Below are 19,839 nucleotides of genomic sequence, written 5' to 3'. Positions count from 1 at the left end.
GTAAGTCCTTGGACTTAGTCAAAAGTGCAGGTAAGAAGGACGTTTCAACCATTTTTGCCCGTTTTCAGACTTAATAACTTACGGCTGTGATAAAATGATGTGAATAGGAACATACGATCTGTTTATTTGAGAGGAGACATCTTGATGATAGAGATGCTTAAACCGCCTGCGGAGACATTATACGAGGCTGAGTTAAGGGCGTTACAACAGGAGGATCAGGGTCATCGTCCGCCCAACTGGTTATTATCTCCAGCTAATGTGCGGGATTTTATTATTGGTCGAGATAAGCCAGCGATGCTGGATGGAGAGAAGATCACCATTACACGTAAATTTTACGGGAATGATGTGTTGATTGAACGTGCAGTTGTTACCCTTGCAGGAAATCGCGGGTTGATGCTTGTCGGTGAGCCCGGTACAGCAAAAACAATGCTCAGTGAGTTGCTTACGGCAGCGATCTCGGGGACCAGTCTGAATACCATACAAGGTACGGCTGGAACAACGGAGGATATGATCAAGTATTCCTGGAATTATGCGATGCTTTTGGACAAAGGGCCTTCTGAAGCAGCTCTCGTGCCTTCCCCGTTATATAACGGCATGAAAAAAGGAATTTTAACGCGCTTTGAGGAAATTACACGTTGTCCGGCTGAAGCACAGGACAGTTTAATTAGTATTTTGAGCGATAAAGTCATGAGCATTCCAGAACTTGACGGGGGTGTGCTTTTTGCCAAACCGGGATTCAACGTCATTGCTACGGCGAACATTCGGGATAAAGGTGTAAATGAGATGAGCGGCGCACTCAAGCGACGTTTTAATTTTGAAACGATCAGACCGATCCAGAATGTGAAGATGGAAGCCAAAATCATTGAATCTCAGGCGAGAAACCTGTTATTACATAGTGGAATTGATACCGAAATTCAAACCGACGTGGTGGAGTTGCTGGCAACTACATTTATGGAGCTGCGAACAGGCATGTCACGTGAAGGATACAAGCTCGATACACCTCAAGCGTCCATGAGTACTGCAGAAGCCGTGTCGGTATATGTGCAGAGCGCAATGACATCGTACTATTATGAGGGGAAATCTATTGCGCTGGATCGGTTGGTACAAAACATGCTGGGAACCATTGCAAAGGAAAGCGACAAGGACCTAGGCATTCTCAAAAACTATTTTTCCAAAATTGTCAAAGCTCGCTCTGCCGAAGAGGAGATTTGGAAAAATTATTATGAGGAAAGAAAATGGATCGGTTAGACCAAGTAGAGCCCGCCGACGTTGTTGGTTTATCGGATGTTACGGATTTCAATCAGCTTCAATCCTTATTCGATACGAGTGTATATAACTTAAATAATCGAACGGTTTATTTTCCAATACGGCATCATAGTCCAGCTTGTTCCCATCATCTGTTGCATGTCATCGGGGATTACAAACCCGATATCATTTTGATTGAAGGGCCAGAAAGCGGTAATCCCCTTATACCTGTACTAACGGATGAAGCGACCTTGCCTCCGGTCAGTCTCTATTATACCTATGAAGATGAATATGGAAGAGAAGCCTGTTATTATCCGATGCTCCGGTATTCACCCGAATATGTTGCGTTGAAGCAAGCCCACCGGCTTGGCATTCCGGCACAATTTATAGATTTGGATTATCGGCATGTATCCAGAAACACGGAGAGTCCTTCGCAAACAGAACAGAAAGAAATCTCCGTTCAGGACGAAACACTGCTTGCCAGTTCAGAATTTATTAACCGTTTATGTGAGAAAACAAACTGCCGTAGTTTTGATGAACTATGGGAAAAGGTGTTTGAGATCGGGGGGCTACAGAAACCCACCTCTGCCTTTGTGCAGGATGTTTTCACGTATTGTACATTATCCCGAATGTGCTACACTCCGGAGCGGCTGATGACGAGTGGTGACCTGGTGAGAGAAGCCCATATGGCAAAACGAATCAAGGAAGCTGAAGAGCAGTATCAGCGTGTGCTTGTAATTACGGGAGGTTTTCATACTTTTGGGTTAGTGAATTCTACTGTTCAGGAAAAGGAAACCAAGGGCAATTCGACTCGGCACGATATATCTGATTCAGGAAATGTTCAAGAACAGGTGTATCCGATGGTGTATACATTTGCCGAAGCTGATCGATTGAATGGCTATGCCAGCGGTATGCCTTATGTGTATTTTTACGATCAAATCTGGGATCAACTGCTCCATACTTCACGTTCTCCTTACCGTGTAACTACACTGAACGTGTTATCCAGATTGATGCGCAAGCTGCGAGAACGGGAAGAACATGTTTCCACGAGTGATGCCATTGAGGCATATAGTATGATTCAAGGTCTGGCGGAGCTTCGAGGCAAGCAGGAAGGCGGAGTGTACGAGCTGATGGACGCGGCCCTCTCTTCATTTGTCAAAGGAGAGCTTACACTTGCCACCGACAAGCCGCTTCAGGAACTACAACTTCTGTTGACCGGAGACGCCATAGGGAGCGTTGCACCTAATGCTTTTCATATTCCTATCGTTGAGGATTTTAAAGCGCGATGCACAGAATTCAAACTTCAGATTCGAACAACGGGTCAGCATAAAAAGGTACTTGATCTGTATGCCAAGCCGGAACATCGTTTGATTAGCCAGTTGTTTCAATGCATCTCTTATCTTGTTCCCGAGTTCGCGAAGCGACAGGCGGGACCGGATTGGATCGCGCAACGTGATATGAATCTGGTTCGTGAAACGTGGGAATACATGTATTCCTCACGAATTGAAGCCAGGCTTATTGAAAATTCTTTATATGGCGGAACACTTGCCACAGCAGCTACTCGAAAGATGGAAGAGCAGATGCGAGATATTCCTGATCATCACAGCGGTGAACTTGCTCAAAAAATGCTTCAGGCACTATTAATGGGACTTCAGGAGACAGCAATGCAGCTGTACACCAAGGTTCGTGATGCTCTGCGGAGAGATGGACATTTTCTGTCACTATGTAACAGCTTAACGATTTTGAATCGGATTCATCAGCATCGACGGCTACTAGGATTATCGGATGACCCTCATCTTTCTGAGTTAGTATCTGAAGCTTACCGTAACGCGGTGGACAAGCTGCAACAGCTTTCGCGAACGAATGCGGACGAGCATGAAGGTATTATTCAGGGAATAAAGCTACTTGCAATGCTGGCCGAGTCTGCCGAAGAGCAATTCCAGGATACGGCTTTTCGAAACCATTTGCACGAGCTTTTATCGGATTCGAAGCTTCCTGCTCAGCTCGAAGGGGTCTGTATCGCTATTGCTTCGGGACTTGGTGATCGATCTAGAGAAGAGATCGTGGAGCGTGCCCGGGGCTATATCCGCGGAACGCCGGAACAGACGCGTCAAACGGCTTTATTTTTACAAGGTGTGTTTACCGTAGCTCGAGATGCATTTCTATATGAGGACCAGCTGTTACAAGAGCTAAACGGGTTAATTGAGCAGTTATCCTATGATGATTTTATTGCTATGATTCCAGAACTACGTCTGGCTTTCACTTATTTTACGCCAATGGAAACAAATCTGATTGCCGAGCGCGTGGCCAATCTGCACCAAGTGAGGTCGGATGAAATGTTGATGCCTGTGCTGGACGAGCAACTGCTTATTCGTTACAGAACACAGGACGAAGCGCTTCGAAAGGAGTTTGCTGCATGGAAGTTAATATGAATGATGCCCGTCGCGGCCAGGACGAAATGTTGCCAGAGTTGTCTTCCTCGGAAGAACGAAGTGCTGTTGAAACTTTGAACCGTTGGCGCCTGATTTTGGGGGAATCTGCAGAGGAAGGTCTTTGTGAATCGGATCAATATAAAACGGGTGAATTTCAGTATGTTGAATTGGACGAGATTCTGGGGTACCTCTATAACCGTGAATACGGTGAAGAACAAGGTTACCGAAAAGAGGGTGGACGTGGTTCATCCGAGCTTACTGTACCCAATTGGTTACACAAGGTCAGAGATCTTTTTCCCAAATCAACGGTTGAAATTTTGGAGAAGCAGGCACTTGATCGTTATGGACTGACGGAGCTCTTAACCGATAAAAAACTGCTGGAGTCCCTTGAACCGAATATGAACCTGCTCAAAAACATCATGCAGTTCAAAGGGCGAATGAAAGGTGATGTACTGCGGAGTGCAAAAGATATTGTACGCACAGTGGTTGAGGATCTGCGCAGGAAGCTGGAGTCTCATACTCGGGCCAGTATAATGGGGAAACGCAGTCGGTACGCATCCAGTTCGGTGCGATCCCTGCGCAACCTGAACTTTAAACGAACGATTACTCGTAATCTTAAAAATTATGATAAACACAAACGAAGGTTTGTGATCGATCGACTTTATTTTGACGGAAATTTAGAGCAACACAATAAGTGGAACATCATTATCGGTGTAGATGAAAGCGGTAGTATGATGGATTCGGTGATTTACAGTTCGGTCATGGCGAGTATTTTCTATCGCTTGAACGCATTACGCACAAAGCTGTTCATCTTTGATACCAAAGTAGTGGACCTGAGCGACCGACTTGAGGACCCCGTAGATGTATTGATGAATGTGCAACTCGGTGGAGGAACCCATATCGCCAAAGCGCTACGTTATGGGGAGACGCTGATTGAGAATCCTGGAAAAACGATCTACATTTTGGTAAGTGATCTGGAGGAAGGTTACCCGATTAATCAAATGTATCAAGCCTGTAAGGATATTATCGATGCGGGATGCAAGTTGCTTGTGCTTACCGCTCTCGATTTCAACGGAGATTCGGTGTACAACAAACATGCTGCACAGACTTTAGCCAATATGGGGGCACATGTAGCAGCGATTACACCTAACGAACTTGCCGAATGGATCGGAGAAATTATCACTTAAACATACTTTTAGGAGGAATAAAATCATGCTGACCGCAGACCGTGTAGTAGAGAGTTTGGTTGAAAAGTTCGCTTCCATTTGTTCAGATGACTACTCGCTCAAAACAGATCGTAGCTCCGAAATTATCGATTACGTCATGGGTGCAACCGAAAAGTTCCCTGAGATGATGGGTAAAACGAGTCATTATGTCTATCGAACGGTAGAAGCTCTGTCCAAGCTTGGCAAAAAAGATGATGGAGATATCTTTTTTCGTGCCGGAGCTATTGCCATGCATTTGGAATCGAATTATTTCCGTAGAAGCCCTTGGGGGGTTAACGCATTCACAGCTTGTCTCGGTGATGATTCGGAGGCTTACGGATTAAATGGGAAAAGCAAGATTTCTGATCGGATGGGAACCTTGTTATCTCGTTTGAAGAAAATGAAGCAATATGCGGGTGAAGAAGAAATTCTCTCTGAGCTTAAGAGGCGCGTGAAGCGAGCACAATGGCTATTCGATTCCAAAAAAGCAGATAGTCAGGGTAATTTCAGAGATGTGATTGATGCCATGATGCTTGTTCATTTGTGTGTGCAACCGGATGTGGAATTTGCGAATAAACAAGAGATCGAGGATATGAGTTCCGTCCTGCCCGAGTTGTTCCAGCATGTTATGGCGAAGGATGCGGCAAAGCTTCATCAAGAGCTCTACCGCTTGATTGAACCTTTGGTTGCAGGCAACGTTCAAGGCAAACAAAACGGTTCGTCACAGTTGCTAGAAGAGGAATTCCTGAAACAGAAACGTAACGAATTGATTGCCAAGCATTATCCCGAAATCACTTACTCCGCGAAACATCATGTTTCACATGCGGAATTCCATCAGACGATGGTTTTATTGAGCAGTGCAGTCTTGTATCTGACGAATATCAATGGAGGAAAGCAACGCTTTCTGGATAACGTTAGTGACGTTGGCAAGGTACTACTCGAAGTCATTCATCACCTGCATGAACTGTATCCGATGGAGGTTCGTAAGTATTTACTTAGCATGAACCCTCGTTCAAGAAGTGAAGATGATCTGCTGTCCGGGCTGATCCCTCTGAACGAGCCCTATCAATTGATTGAATTGATGCAACTCGAATTGAATTCGTACCGCGTGTCTTGGATTATAATCAAAGCGGCAATTGCCAATCAACCTGAGCAAGCCAAACGAGCATATGAGATTGTCAGAGCACCATTCCTGAAGTTGTGTCTTCATAAAATGATGTTGGATCAAGCTATCAATGGAATTCAACCGGAAAACACAATTGAAGATGCTGTATTCCGCGTGTTGCGTCAACCGCTCGAAGGTGGGAGACAAGGTCTTGCCATTGCGAGATATTTAAGTGGTGAGTACACGCTTGAAGAGTATTGGGAAGACAAGGACAGCCGTGGATTGTTTAATCATGTCAACCGGGATCGGAAGCGGATTAACAATCTCATTAGTATCAGCTTCCTGCCCATTGATTCGGAGCCAATGCACCGCTTTGCGATATTGCTAACTCATCCGGAATGGACGCTGGACATTGTCTCGGACATGTATCATTCTTATGCTTTTAGTGGTGAGCAGATTTTAAATACGTATGGTGACGACCCTCAGGTGAAACGAGAACAACTGCTGACTAGTCTGATTTCGCTGAATGGTATGACAGATTATACGTATCAATCGATGCCGCAGGATGAGTATCGGCGTATTTTACAGCAAAATCTGGAGTATGCATTGAAACAGTATAAAAAACTGCCAACGGATACACGTCTTTTAACGCTTGAGGTTGCATTTGAGCAGCGAGATACCCTGCCTAAGCAACAATTGGTAGCAGCTATTCAGGTAGGTTTACAGGATGCTTCTAAACGGGCGAGCAGTATTGCTTTGGCTGAGTTCAACCGGGTTCCGGATCAAGAACTGTATATGATGATTTACCGTGCGGAGAAAAAGACTTCGATTAAAGAAATGGCGCTAACAGCGATCCGTAGTCTGGATAATAGTAAGGAATTATACACTGAACTCTTACAAAATGAGAAAGCCACCGAATGGAAAAACCTGATTCAAATTCTACTTGATACGGCTGACCTAAGCCCTGAATATTCACATGCAGCGTTAGCTGACCTGGCCGATGCGAAAAAGATGTCTCGGATCAGCTGGTTACCTCTAAAGGAACTGCCTGCCTTGATTCGATCCACAGATGGTTTGCCATTAGATGATCGGATCAAACAATATGTATTACTGCAATCGATTGATCATGGGTCTGGACCGAATGAGCGGTTAAATGAACTACGTGAATATGTAAGCGAAGCTTCACTTATTCGTTTTTCAAAGGAACTGTTACAGCTATGGATTCAGGATGGTGCACCTGCGAAAGAAAAGTGGATCATGTATGTTTCCGCACTGTTCGGTGATCTTCAGATTGTTCATATATTGACCCCACAGATTAAGGAATGGACAGAGAATAGCCGCGGGGCTATAGCAGCCGAGGCAGTGAAAGTACTCGCATTTCTAAAAGAACCTGCCGCACTGATGGCAATTGACAAGGTTAAACGCAGTGTCAAGAACCGTCAGGTAAAAGGCGCAGCCGAAGAGGCTTTGCAGCTTGCAGCAGAAAATATGGGATTAACTGCAGAGCAACTTGAAGACCGTCTAGTCACTTCCCTTGGTTTTGATGAAAAAGGCACGTTACAACTTAGTTACGGTGAACGGTCCTTCCAGGTCAAAGTTAATGCCGATCTACAGGTTGTGGTCGTAAACGAAGAAACAGGTAAAGCCGTTAAAAGTTTGCCTGCTCCGGCACAAAAGGATGATCCTGAGCTCGCGGCAGAATCCAAGGCACGTTTTACCCAGTTGAAGAAGGATCTGAAAACGATGGTTACGATCCAGACTGCACGCTTGGAAGAGTCTTTATCCAAACAGCGTTTATGGACAGCTGAGGAATGGACTTCCCTATTTGTAGACAATGTCATCATGCAGAAATTTGCCGTTGGATTAATCTGGGGCATTTATGAGCAGGGTGAGTTAATCCGTACATTCCGTTATATGGAGGACGGTACATTTAATACGGTGGACGAGGATGAAACGGATCTGCCATCAGGAGCTCAGGTGGGTCTTGTACATCCGCTAGAACTGGACCAGGATACGCTAGAAGGCTGGACTACTCAGCTTGAGGATTATGAGGTCAAGCAGCCGTTCGAACAATTGAAACGTCAAATCCATTTAATTGAGGATGAAGATCGGGCCAAGACTGAATATGATGGTCTCCCAGAAGAGGAATTTTCACCAACAGCTCTCCCGAAAGCATTGGAGAAATACGGATGGATTAAAGGCCCTGCGCAAGATGGCGGCTGGTTCAACGAGTTTTACAAAGAGTACGGAGAGATTGTTGCTGAACTTCGGTTCAGCGGTACAAGTATCACGTATTATGAAGGGATGGACGACGTGACGCTGGAATCGTTACATTTCTTCAAACCAAATGGCAAGAGACAGCACTATTATTATGCAGATAACAAATCCATTCCTTTGGGCCAAATTTCAGGCCGAGTATTCAGTGAGACTCTCTATGATATTTTGAGAGCAACGGGGCGTTGATTTGGTGGTTATGAACGATTTCAGTGAATTCAAGCAGAAATTCAGGCACTTTTCAAAATTGTGCACAGAGGATTATCTCATTCGTTATGCGAACAAAGGGCTATATAAAAGGGCGCTTAAAGAGCTGGATCAAGGTGTACAAGTACAGTACACCTGGAATACAGCTTCAGTGAGCTGTCAGCTAAGTGAGGGTATCGAGTGTACCCTCTATGCTACGCTGGATGAATGGCAGTGCTCCTGTCCCTCGGAGAATATCTGCAAGCATGTATTGATTGCGATTCTATATGATCAGCGTCAGCAGATAACTGAAAACAGTGATATGGGCGAGGATATTGTGGAAGTTGCGCAAGTTGCCAAGCCTTCAGCAGACATTCCTACATCTTCTCCGTCAGCCTTGGATCTAAAACCATCTTCTGCTGATTTTGCAGATCCTGACACGATTAAAGAATACGAGCTTCAGACGCAGGATAAGTTTCATCAGATTAACGAGTCAGAAAGGCTGGATTACGGTTTGCAGTCTCATGCGCCGAAGGGACATGTCCGTTTTCGCTGGATGCTCGAAGCCGATCTTACTCCCATCCTGAAATCATATACTTCGACGATGGTTGAAGAGGTCGTTTTTCGTTTGCGTTATCCCGAAGACATTCAAATCATGGAAGACACACTGCTTACTGTACTTTTAAAAAGTCAGAAGATCGAGGTTTCCTTCACAGAAGAACCTCAGCTAACCAAAGCTTTATGCAAGTTAAAGCAGACCGCGGGAAAAATGGCCAAGCTTGAAGCTTTACTGAGATACCGTATGTATCATGGGGTGGATGATACGGACGCTTTGAGTGTCCGCGCATACGAGCCGAAGTTCTCGCTTCAAACGATTCATGAGTGCCGCGATATGTTGGCAGGCATGCTTAGGACAGGGCTTGCCAGACTACCTCAGTCATATAATGCGCAGCTGGAGACGCTGGCCATTGCTGCACATAGTGGTAACCTTCCAGAGATTGAACGTAGTTTACGCGGCATTCAGGGAGAACTCCAGCTTTTTTTCAAGCGTCATGTACGTTTCTCCATGCAGACGATGCTGGATCGTATAAGTAAGCTGTATCTCGCGCTAGAAGTGCTTGAACAAGGCGAAATCCCTGTTAGGCAACAAAGTCAGCTGGTTGGCAGTTTCCGAAGTAAGTACTTTACCGTACCTTCACTGCATCTCTATGGGCTAGGAGCAGACTCTTGGGAGACACGGTCAGGATTTCGCGGCATTACGTATTATTTCTATTGCTTTGATGATGGGCAGATCTATACGTACAGTGATGTACGTGCGGTGTACTATGAGGATCAACAATTCTCGTTTGCCGAGCATTATGCAGCGTTTACCCCTTGGTTGCCAAGTTTGACATTTAGTCAATTTACGGGAGAAGAAGTTCAGTTCCAGTCGGTTAAAGTGAATGAAGAACGACGAATTTCTTCAGGTGATGGAGCGAAACTGACTATTTTACCACGAACCGGAGTGACTGAGGTTCATTTTGGAGAGTACCTGCTAGACATACCTGCAGCACTTGAACGGGAGCCCGATTCTATTGATCTATTCACTGAACCAAAAGAACGGTTGGCACTAATTGAGGTTGCCCGTATTACAGAGCATAGCTTTAACAAACAAACGCAGGATCTGATCCTTATGGTCGAGAATACTGAGGGGGCGCGCTTGCCTCTCACACTTCCATACTCATCGGATTGGCAATCTATGATTAACAGACTCGAATCAGGATTTGGTTCTCAAAAACTTGAACATTTTTATGCATTTGTTCGAATAGAAACGAAACGTATTAGTCCAATCAGTTTTCTAAAGGGCCAGACGTTGCTAAGCTTGAAGCTGGATTCCAGTAGTGGAAGGATGGGACGTTTTGGAAGAAGATAGTGGATTGATACAGCAGTTATCCGATTGGTCTGAAGAACTACTTCTTCGGGGGTTATCTCAATTTTCGATTCGAGATACGCAACTGCTTGAGCAACTGGATGCCAACGCGCAGCGATTGCAGATGCACTTCCTGCATGAATTGATCATTGGTGTTCTAGAGGCAGGGCGCAAAGTGGCACTAGGCGAAGCACAAGATGAACGGCTCTTGGATCAATTTTGTCGTCTGAGTCAATATGTTCAGCTTAGTGTACAATCACAAACTTGATCTCTCTAGTTAACTTGTTTAACGTTATGGCTGATTTAGAGAACGATGAACAGTGTTAAGTCTGTACTAAGGTATGTTATGAAGTAATTCTTGGGCTGGTTTTAGTCCTAATTCGATAGAAATAATCTAAAAAAAATTGCAGGTGGCTGAGCCCCTGCGATTTTTTGTTGTTGAATGTGAGTAAAAGTGATTTGATGAACGAATATATGTAGGAAGCTCATGTTTACGAAGGAACGAGCAGTCACAGGGGATGAACATGGAAAGGAGGCAGATGTAATTGTGAAGGAAGAACAGATCAGGAAGGCCATAGTGAATCGTAATCCTGAGGCTATGGAATGGGTGATGAATCAATACGCAGGATTGTTGTGGACGATTGCACATTCTATTCTTCAACATGTTTCCAATGAAGAGATTGAAGAATGTGTAGCAGATACCTTTTTCACATTCTGGCAACAACCAGAGGCATTCCAAACAGAGCGAAGCAGTCTGAAAAATTATCTTGCCACAATTGTAAAACACAAAGCGATTGATCGTTACCGGAAAATAAATCGAAGATCCGAGATTACATATGAAGAGCACATTCATTCAATAGAAACGGAAGATGTTTTACTACAGCTTATTCGCAAAGAGAATGATATAGAGCTTGATCAAATGATTCATTCTTTCCCGGAACCTGAACGCGAGATCATGAAACGTCGTTTTTATAATGGTCAAAAGCCACATGAAATTTCAGAAGATCTGTCGTTGCATGTCAGACAAGTCCATAACAAACTGTATCGTTCCAGACAACGTTTGAAAACATGGTGGAACGATAGGAAGTAAACAAGGAGGTGATCCTATGGGGAAATCCAAAAATCAATTCAACGAGCAACACCTATCCAATATTAAGAGACGGTTTTATGACAAAATAACGAAGGCTGAATTAGAGCTGAATGTTCTATCTGAATCATCATTTAGCAGACTTAAACAAACACAAAAAAGCATAATCAATCGGAGAAGATATCGTAAATTCATTTATATTCCTGTGACCGTAGCGTTATTTCTATGTATATTTACTGGTGCAGCTGCCGCGATCGGGATCCTTGACCTGACCTCTGTTCTTCATTTTTTGGGAGTAGATCGAATTGCTATTCTCCAGCCAGTTCATCAGGAGAGTGAAGATCAAGGAATACATGTGGAGGTTATCGGGGCAGTTAGAGATGGGGATACAACCGAAGTTTATGTTTCTGTATCCGATCTGATAAGTAACCGTATTGACGGGAATCTCGATGTGTATGATTACAGATTAACTGGAGGAAAAGCAAGTAATGCTCAAATTATTTATTATGATAGAGCCGCCAAAACAGCAATTGTTCGATTTGTAACCCAGGGTAAAGTTAGTACCAATCGGATGACTGTCCGCATAAATACTTTGATGTCGGGAGCGGCTAGGAAGGATGGCTATTCCGTCCCTGTGGACTGGAAATCATTGTTACAACAAAAAGAGAAAAACAGTTACGAAATGTTGAATTCAGATCAAATCAGCGGACTTGGTGGTGAAATTGCAAATGAAATGGATACAGATTCGTTCCAAGTACTGCGAAAGGATCAAACGAACATTGCCGTTCAGGGTGTGAACTGGATGTATATATCTAATATCGGCTTCGTTAATGGAAAGCTGCATGTGCAGATTAATCCGGATAATGAGGTGGGTGGATATAATCATGGATTTTTCTATTTCATAGATGAACAAGGTCATAGGCTCGATATTCCTGAAAACTCCATCAGCTACGGTTATTATATGAAAGATGGCGTAGGTTATGGTGGAGATTATATCGAGTATATATATGATATTTCATCAGTCAAAGCACTAAATAAGCTTAAGCTACAGGGCAGTTTTACAAATATCGGTGAAGTTATTCAAGGTAAGTGGGAAACGAGCTTTAACCTGAACCAGCTTAACAAAAGTAAACGTGGACATGTAAACCTGGGTAAGAATTCAGGCACACAAGTGGAAGCAACTCTTTCACCAATCGGTATTACGTTAACAGGCGAGGCCTTAGGCATGATTCGTATGGAGGACTTGAAAATCGAATTGCAGCTGAAGGACGGCACAAAAATGTCTGCTTTAACCGGTTTTATTCAATTGCACAATGATCTGGTCAAATGGATATCTTCTAAAACCATTCGCGTAGAAGATGTAAGCAATCTTGTAATCAATGGACAGAAGGTGAATTTAGAAGAGTAATAGGATGAAGTAGAGGTGTCACAATACATTTTCATGTCATATCCCGAGTTATGTTGCATACCATTAGGCGAATGCGGTCATAAGGGAGGAAGCGGAGATGTCGATGAGTGAACCGCTATTACTGCAAATTGTAAATCAACATATTCCGGCGGGGGCAACGGTCATTACGATAGATAAGCCAATTCAACATCCGGCAGTGTATGCGGCTGATCTTACAGGTGATGGAATGCCTGAGATTTCTACAGTGTATCAGTTGAATAGTGAATTGTATCTGCTTATATTAAAATTCGTTCAAGGGCATTGGATTAAAATGGCTTTGACAAAAGGATTAGGTTATGGCGTTACGTTACTGACAGCAGCGCCTGTAACTTCAACGGCAAGAAATAATCTAATCGTAGGCTGGCAGATTGGAGCCATTTGGTCAAAACTCGCTGTATATGAGTGGACCGAATCCGGTCTTATGGACATTGCCCCAGACGATTTGTATTACAGCTACGCTGAGATTGTGGATATACCTGGCGTGCACGGGCGAGATGGAAAGGTAGAAATAGCGCTCTGGATTCATGACACTGGTGAAGCTTATCGAGTGGAGATTATTCGGTGGCAGCAGAATCAGTGGGTTCCAGCAACAGATGTATACCGAGCCTATTTTCCTAAAGTCGTGAAATATTATGAGCAGTTAACGAAGCAGTATCCCGATTATGTATTCTATTGGTATTATCTTGCGGATGCTCAGTTTCATGCCGGCTCCTATCCCGCGGCACTCACTTCGGTTCAGAAAGCGCTGCGTTTTCCGGAAGCGTATCCTTCAAGAGAGAACTTGCTTGAACTAGAGAATAAAATAAAGCAGGCGATGACTGCAACGGCAGGCACACATGCCAGAGTGACAGCGTGGTTATATCCCGTCTCTGTTCGAACAACAAGCGGGACACCCTGGGGTTATATGGATGCACAGGGACATATCCGTCTAGAGCCGGTGCTAGAAGACGCTCAGGCGTTTCAGCCTAACGGATTGGCAGTCGTCATAAAGAATGGTCGTGCTGGTGTCATCAATCTTCAAGGGCAGTATGTAGTTCAGCCTGTGTATGATTCGATTAATTCTTTTTCCGAAGAGCGGGCCATGGCCATTGATTCTCAAGGGTTTAAAATGATCAATGAGCAAGGTACCGTGCTCACCAAACGAGCTTATCCGTTTATCGCAGATATGCATGAAGGCAGAGCGATGTTTTATAATGAAAATCCGAATCAGACGAATGGATCATCTAGCTTGTATGGATACCTGGATGTTTCAGGAAATGAGGTAATCCGAGCGCAATTCGCTTCAGCAAATGATTTTCAGCAGGGTAAAGCCGTTGTACAGATTAAGGATCAGGAATATGCCCTTATTGATCGGAACGGAAATCGATTAGCGACTTACCCATATGCCTATGTAGGGCCGTTAGGGGATGGTTTGCTTGCTTTTCAAAAAGAATCCTCTGGAAAATATGGGTACATCGATGAACAGGGTAACATTCGTATTCAGCCTAAGTTTACTTCTGCATTTGCTTTTAACGATGGGCAGGCTATTGTTAATACGGCAGAGGATTACAAATCGAACTATGGTGTCATTAATATGCGGGGATCATTTGTGATTCAACCGGCTTATAACGATATTCGGGAGCTTGGGGAGAACAGGTACGCACTCGGGAAAGCCATTGATGCAGAACAACCTTACATCGGCTCGTTGTATGCAATCGCTGAATTGAATGGAAGAATACTAACGGAGTTTATCTATCGTAATGTGGAAAATTACAAACATGGCCTTGCATCTGCATCAGACGGAAATCAGACGTATCTTCTGGATTTGAGCGGCAGACCGGCTCCTGGATATCCTCGTGTAACAGGGGCAGGATCGATGGAAGTGGTGGCGCCGGATCTGATTAAAGTGTTTGTGGATCAACGTTTATCCTATGTGGACCGGGCTGGACGTATAATTTGGCAACAGAATACGATCGTACCGCTACATCCGCCTTATCAGGTGCGTGAAGAGAAGTATAAACCCAACCGGGATTATCTCGTTTATTATCCGCAGGTTGACGGATTAGCCAATCAGATAGAGCAGGGTAAGCTTAATGCTAAGCTGAAAGAACTTTCCCAAGTAAAACCGATTCCTGCAGATCAACAACTGGACTATACTTATACCGGTGATTTTGATATAACTTTCTATCAGAAGCAATTGCTCCAACTCCAGTTGACGGGTTATAACTATCCAGCAGGAGCTGCACATGGGATGCCAACGATGGTGTATGCCATTATTAATCTAACCGACGGTCAGCTCTATGAATTGAAGGATCTGTTTAAGCCGGACAGTGATTATGTGAAGGTATTAAGCCAAATTGTAGGGGACCAGATCAAAAATGATCCGCAGTATTCGTATGTTTTTCCAGATACGTACACTGGAATAAGTGCGGACCTGCCTTTTTTTGTGACAGGAGATGCACTACATCTGTATTTCAACCCTTATGATATCGCGCCATATGCTGCGGGATTCCCGACCTTTACGATTCCGTTTAGTCAGATCATGAGCATCATTAATACAGAAGGATCATTCTGGAGAGCATTTCATTGATGATTATAAGAGCAGGGTAAATATACTTCCAGGCCATATGTGTAATATGGCTTTTTCTTTATTTTGGAAGTAATAGAAGAGAGGGATTACGCGAAAAGGTGAAGTCTAAACATATTAAACGCATCTATATAATAGTTAATAATTTCACAAAGTGGAAAGAAAGATATTTGGGAGATAAAAATGAATAATATGAACCAAATGGTATATATTTCTTGTATAATATAAATAACCATGCATCAAGGTATGACAAAATAGTTTGGAGGAAATGATTTTGTACAAATCAGGTTTTTGGATTAGGCTTGCAGCAAGTTTCTTGGATGGACTTATTATTGGAATACCAACAGTAATCATCGCAGGTGTGCTTACTGGTAATTATGATTCAGATGAACCAATTGCGAAGATATTAAGTTCGTTATATGCGATTTTTTTACCTGTTTATTGGTATGGCCGAACGGTTGGTAAACGAATTTGTGGGATTCGAATTCAAATCTATGATACACAAGAACCGCCTAAAATTACTACAATGTTAATGCGAGTTTTAGTTGCTGGACTTGTGTACGTATTGACGCTAGGTATTGGAATTATTGTGAGCGCGTTTATGGTTGGTATGCGAGAGGATCGTCGTGCAATACATGATTTTATAGCAGGAACAGAAGTTGTGTGGGATTAAGTTAAAAATGAGCAGAACCGCAATGGGATATAAATTCATAGCGGTTCTTTTATTTTCTTAAGTACTGTTTCACAAAACTCGTATTTTGTACATATGTATCAGTTGATGTTTCCATTCCATTTCTTCTACAACTAACTTCTACAACTTCGTATGACTATAATTTTAAGTTACAAACCCGAGATTCTTTGAATTACATCTCTCTAACTATTACAAGCCTTGCTTCAGAATATTTTATTTTATATTTCCTTTTGCAGTGGCTTAATATTAATGATACTTACCATGGGCCATTTTTTATTTATTTCCAGCGGGTGTCGCACTTCATATTACAATCCATCATTACTGTTCCCTGTTCCCTCTTCACTTACATTTAAGTAAGCTAACATGCAGGTTAGCTACAGAAACAGATTACATTATCCCACTCGACAGTTTGGAGTTCTCACCCTATTCAACACTGGAACGGAGATTTTGCTTCATTGGAAATATGGCTGAGTAAATTTAAAACTTGATCTGTATTTCTTCGGTGATTTTTTCCAGTCTAGGGGGCAACTTTGTGTCATTCGTAATTGCAGTGATTCGATAGAAAACAAAAAGGACCTGCCGAATAAAACCGACAAGTCCAAATGGATAAATAAGACTTACGAAAAATATACGTATTCTTTTAGGCTAATACAAACTCAATAACTTCCTGATTGAATTTTTCTTTTTCCTCATAGAAAGGGGCATGTCCGCTGTTTTCAAAACGAACAAGTTTTGACGTCGATACGATTTCGTGAGCTTGTTCGGCGGCGGGGAATGGGCACACTTGATCGTGAACTCCATGCAGCATCAGTGTCGGGACACGGATGGCTTCAAGATCGGAGCGAAGATCCTCGCAGCCGATCGCTTTTACCGTTTCGATCGTGGCATGAACATTCGCCTTCATCCCCATGTGCCATAACCAGTTTTCTATCCCTTGGGAAGGCACCGTGTGGAAAAAACCTTTAAACATGTTCGTTAGCGTTTGCGGCCGATCGGCTTGAAGTCCGGCGATCAATCCGTTTACCGCTTCTTCAGGAAGTTTACTCAACGTCGCTGCTCCGAAAAGCATCAGTTTGGAAACTTTATGTCCCAGATGTCTGCCCATATACCGCGTTACAACGCCGCCGCCCATAGAAAAACCGGCCAGTGTAACTTCGTTGAGATTAAGCTGGTCGATCACTGCCTTAATATCGTCTGCCATTCGATCATAAGTGTACCCGTTCAGCGGGTGGTCGGAACGGCCGTATCCTCGCAGATCGATTCCGATAAAACGGATACCATGTTGAGGCAGTACTGATTGCTGATACTCGTAGATCCTATGATTGACAGGCATGCCGTGCACAAATACAACAGGTCTGCCTTCGCCTACATCTTCCACATAAAGAGTAACATTTTCCTCGACCTCAACATAATGACCATTAGCTGTATGCAACATTATAATCTCCCCCTTGTAGTTAAGCGTTCCACTCTATATCGTCACGGTAGATTTCATAAGCGCGGTATTACTCCTTGATTCGGGCTACCTCCGTAATGAAATCTTCGTCATAACCCACTTTTCTGAGCAAATGAAATCCCAGTTCCAACTAATGCGGCAGGCCGGCGCAAGCTCAGCCAAACGATCGGGAGCTTTGTAGCTCGTTGCGGCGATGCCGTCAAGCAATCCCATTTTTCCGTAAACATTGTTCTGAAAGAGAGCGTATATAGCGATACAAGCGACCGTTATGCCTTTCATGGCGTGTTCCGAATCCCCAGGAATCAGAAAAGCATCTAAATCCGGTTCTTCGACAAATGAATAATTCGGAATTACTGTCAACCCGGCCTGAATTTATACAGGACGAGGCGAGTCTACTACCAAAAACACGTCCAATTACGGATCAAGTCTTCTCGCTACCGAAAACACGCCGTAAGGTGCGGTATAATCGATGACTTCCGCATCTTTAAACACATAAATTCCTAATCGAAATCCGCTTTTCTTCATCACGATGGTTCCTCCTTGAAGATGTTGTTGGCTTGAGAACATCTTCATGTTATCATCGGTTTATCCATTTTAAAAACGAAAAGATATGATAGAATCCATTTGTTTTTTCGATACCTAGGAGGAAAAGTTATGTTGGAGACCTTGGAAGGACGATCGTTGCTCACTTTTTTGGCAGTATTGGAAGAAGGAAATTTCAGCCGTGCCGCTGAAAAGCTGGGATATGTACAATCGACGGTTACTTCACAGATCCAGTTATTGGAGCAAAGCTGTAATAAAAAACTTTTTCACCGACTTCCCCGTGGCGTAAAACCGACTGAAGCGGGCGAACAGTTTGCACGTTATGCCCGAAAATTTGTACAGTTGGGTTATTCGCTCGAAGAAGCATTGGAAAATTTGGATCATCCCCGAGGCACGTTGCGTTTGGGATCATTGGAATCTTTTTTGGTGACACGAATGTCCAATTTTATGCATTCTTTTTTTACGGAATATACAGAAATCCATCTGCTGCTAGAAACGGGGTTTCAAGCCGACATTGTTGAACAGGTTCAGTCTCATGTACTCGATTTCGGAATCGTACCGATGGACCCCAAAAAAGAAGAATTGATTTTTGAACCGCTGATCGAAGAGGAAATGATCGTTGTCGCCTCCAAGAATCTGGCTCATTTGATCGAAAACGAAGGATGGGAAAATACTTCGGGGATTCAGATGATCGGTTTCGGTTCCCGCTGCGTATATCATACGGAAGGACTCAAACTGTTAAGCGAAATGGGGCTACCCCCCGGAATCCGTTCGACCGGATTTGCAAGTACCGAACTTGTACGACAGGTCGTGACTTGCGGACTTGGCGTTGCTCTTGTGCCGAAAATCTCTGTGGCGCAGGAACTTGCGGAAGGCAGCGTCATCTCGCTCCCGCTGCCTCGACAAGTCACCTTCGTTCACGGCATCGTCCGGCACAAAAAACATGTATTGAACACGCCTTCCAAAGTGTTTTATCGGGCATTGATCGAATATTTTTCCAATCGAACTTCAATAGAACGGATCTGATATAAAAATGTCGCATACCGAACCGAAAAATAGTTCCTAGATCAGCAAATCACTTTGGATGTAATTCTCTAGTTTGAGCAGGACAAAGCAGAATGATCCACTTCGTTATCCTTTTTGAACGTATCGGTGTTCATTCTCTTCACCGATGTTTGTTTTAAAGGCTTTCGGGACAGCCTCTTTAAAGTAACATCCTGCTTCGAAAATATGCTACCGCTTTCAACTGCAATCTTGTTCTTCCTAAGAATTCGAGCGTTCTTCCAGTTCTTTTACTATTTGAGGATACTTCTCATCCAAATCGTACTTGCGCAAGCAGATATACGTAAGAACGAATATCACCAAAGGAAGATATACCGTCAGAATCAGAATGCTGGTAATCGCTGAATCCGCCTACTTTACTAACGCTCCGTCGTAGTTGCCCATGGCAAGAATCCAGCCGATCATCGCGGCAGCCAGTCCTGTACCGATTTTAATTCTTGAAAAATTCTGTGCACGCATCAGTCATTTGTTTAACAGTAATAACCATTGTACTTGCTAAAACTACTTCTGCGCCATGAACATTCTCGTAAAAGGGGCATTAAATGCTGGACGATTTCGAATAAACTCAACTACCTGCGATTCTGTATTTATTACAATTTCTCCCTTGAAATCATTAGCATACATTTGTAAGACC

General features: G+C 43.5%; 12 protein-coding genes. 11 read left to right on the top strand and 1 reads right to left on the bottom strand.

What is annotated here, in order from left to right; genetic code table 11:
* Window positions 1-147 precede the first annotated feature (147 nt).
* The 10 genes from BLQ13_RS04485 (at window position 148) to BLQ13_RS04440 (ending at window position 16,129) form a co-directional block, all read left to right on the top strand.
* Window positions 148-1,248, top strand: a complete 1,101-nt coding sequence (locus BLQ13_RS04485) for an ATP-binding protein (protein WP_208606751.1) — start codon at window positions 148-150, stop codon at window positions 1,246-1,248.
* Window positions 1,236-3,677, top strand: coding sequence for a DUF5682 family protein (locus BLQ13_RS04480; RefSeq protein ID WP_208606749.1), 2,442 nt, complete (start codon window positions 1,236-1,238; stop codon window positions 3,675-3,677). Before BLQ13_RS04485 ends, BLQ13_RS04480 begins: the two co-directional genes overlap by 13 nt.
* 26 nt (window positions 3,678-3,703) lie before the next feature.
* On the top strand, window positions 3,704-4,864 hold the full coding sequence (locus BLQ13_RS04475; protein WP_167375640.1) for a VWA domain-containing protein: 1,161 nt from the start codon (window positions 3,704-3,706) through the stop codon (window positions 4,862-4,864).
* Between the two features lie 25 nt (window positions 4,865-4,889).
* A complete protein-coding gene (locus BLQ13_RS04470; protein WP_090916395.1) occupies window positions 4,890-8,450 on the top strand; it encodes a DUF4132 domain-containing protein in 3,561 nt (1,186 codons plus the stop codon).
* Window positions 8,451-8,454: 4 nt separating this feature from the next.
* Window positions 8,455-10,359, top strand: coding sequence for an SWIM zinc finger family protein (locus BLQ13_RS04465; protein WP_139168849.1), 1,905 nt, complete (start codon window positions 8,455-8,457; stop codon window positions 10,357-10,359).
* Complete coding sequence (locus tag BLQ13_RS04460; protein WP_090916391.1) at window positions 10,346-10,624, top strand: hypothetical protein; 279 nt, start codon at window positions 10,346-10,348, stop codon at window positions 10,622-10,624. The genes BLQ13_RS04465 and BLQ13_RS04460 overlap by 14 nt, the downstream gene beginning before the upstream one ends.
* Before the next feature lie 219 nt (window positions 10,625-10,843).
* The gene (locus BLQ13_RS04455; protein WP_090916389.1) at window positions 10,844-11,446 is read left to right on the top strand and encodes a sigma-70 family RNA polymerase sigma factor; all 603 of its coding nucleotides are present in this window, start codon (window positions 10,844-10,846) and stop codon (window positions 11,444-11,446) included.
* A 16-nt stretch (window positions 11,447-11,462) separates the two neighbouring features.
* Window positions 11,463-12,851 (top strand): hypothetical protein, encoded by a 1,389-nt coding sequence (locus tag BLQ13_RS04450; protein ID WP_090916387.1) that lies wholly within the window; start codon window positions 11,463-11,465, stop codon window positions 12,849-12,851.
* Window positions 12,852-12,948: 97 nt separating this feature from the next.
* Window positions 12,949-15,459, top strand: a complete 2,511-nt coding sequence (locus tag BLQ13_RS04445) for a WG repeat-containing protein (protein WP_090916385.1) — start codon at window positions 12,949-12,951, stop codon at window positions 15,457-15,459.
* 265 nt (window positions 15,460-15,724) lie between these two features.
* The gene (locus tag BLQ13_RS04440) at window positions 15,725-16,129 is read left to right on the top strand and encodes an RDD family protein (protein WP_090916383.1); all 405 of its coding nucleotides are present in this window, start codon (window positions 15,725-15,727) and stop codon (window positions 16,127-16,129) included.
* A 658-nt stretch (window positions 16,130-16,787) separates the two neighbouring features.
* On the opposite strand, the gene BLQ13_RS04435 is transcribed toward BLQ13_RS04440, so the two are convergent.
* Window positions 16,788-17,582 (bottom strand): alpha/beta fold hydrolase, encoded by a 795-nt coding sequence (locus tag BLQ13_RS04435; protein ID WP_090916381.1) that lies wholly within the window; start codon window positions 17,580-17,582, stop codon window positions 16,788-16,790.
* A 672-nt stretch (window positions 17,583-18,254) separates the two neighbouring features.
* Here BLQ13_RS04435 and BLQ13_RS04425 point away from each other — a divergent pair.
* Window positions 18,255-19,169, top strand: a complete 915-nt coding sequence (locus BLQ13_RS04425; protein ID WP_090916379.1) for a LysR family transcriptional regulator — start codon at window positions 18,255-18,257, stop codon at window positions 19,167-19,169.
* Window positions 19,170-19,839: the final 670 nt, after the last annotated feature.

The sequence above is a fragment of the Paenibacillus polysaccharolyticus genome (assembly GCF_900102085.1).
GTDB classification, from domain to species: Bacteria; Bacillota; Bacilli; order Paenibacillales; family Paenibacillaceae; genus Paenibacillus; species Paenibacillus polysaccharolyticus.
This window is presented reverse-complemented; position numbering and strand designations above follow the sequence as displayed.

What these genes read in the sequence shown, in the direction of transcription:
- BLQ13_RS04425 (WP_090916379.1), top strand. Translation starts at nt 18,255, where the DNA reads ATGTTGGAGACCTTGGAAGGACGATCGTTGCTCACTTTTTTGGCAGTA.
- BLQ13_RS04480 (WP_208606749.1), top strand. Translation starts at nt 1,236, where the DNA reads ATGGATCGGTTAGACCAAGTAGAGCCCGCCGACGTTGTTGGTTTATCG.
- BLQ13_RS04455 (WP_090916389.1), top strand. Translation starts at nt 10,844, where the DNA reads ATGTTTACGAAGGAACGAGCAGTCACAGGGGATGAACATGGAAAGGAG.
- BLQ13_RS04475 (WP_167375640.1), top strand. Translation starts at nt 3,704, where the DNA reads ATGTTGCCAGAGTTGTCTTCCTCGGAAGAACGAAGTGCTGTTGAAACT.
- BLQ13_RS04435 (WP_090916381.1), bottom strand. Translation starts at nt 17,582, where the DNA reads ATGTTGCATACAGCTAATGGTCATTATGTTGAGGTCGAGGAAAATGTT.
- BLQ13_RS04440 (WP_090916383.1), top strand. Translation starts at nt 15,725, where the DNA reads ATGATTTTGTACAAATCAGGTTTTTGGATTAGGCTTGCAGCAAGTTTC.
- BLQ13_RS04445 (WP_090916385.1), top strand. Translation starts at nt 12,949, where the DNA reads ATGTCGATGAGTGAACCGCTATTACTGCAAATTGTAAATCAACATATT.
- BLQ13_RS04450 (WP_090916387.1), top strand. Translation starts at nt 11,463, where the DNA reads ATGGGGAAATCCAAAAATCAATTCAACGAGCAACACCTATCCAATATT.
- BLQ13_RS04470 (WP_090916395.1), top strand. Translation starts at nt 4,890, where the DNA reads ATGCTGACCGCAGACCGTGTAGTAGAGAGTTTGGTTGAAAAGTTCGCT.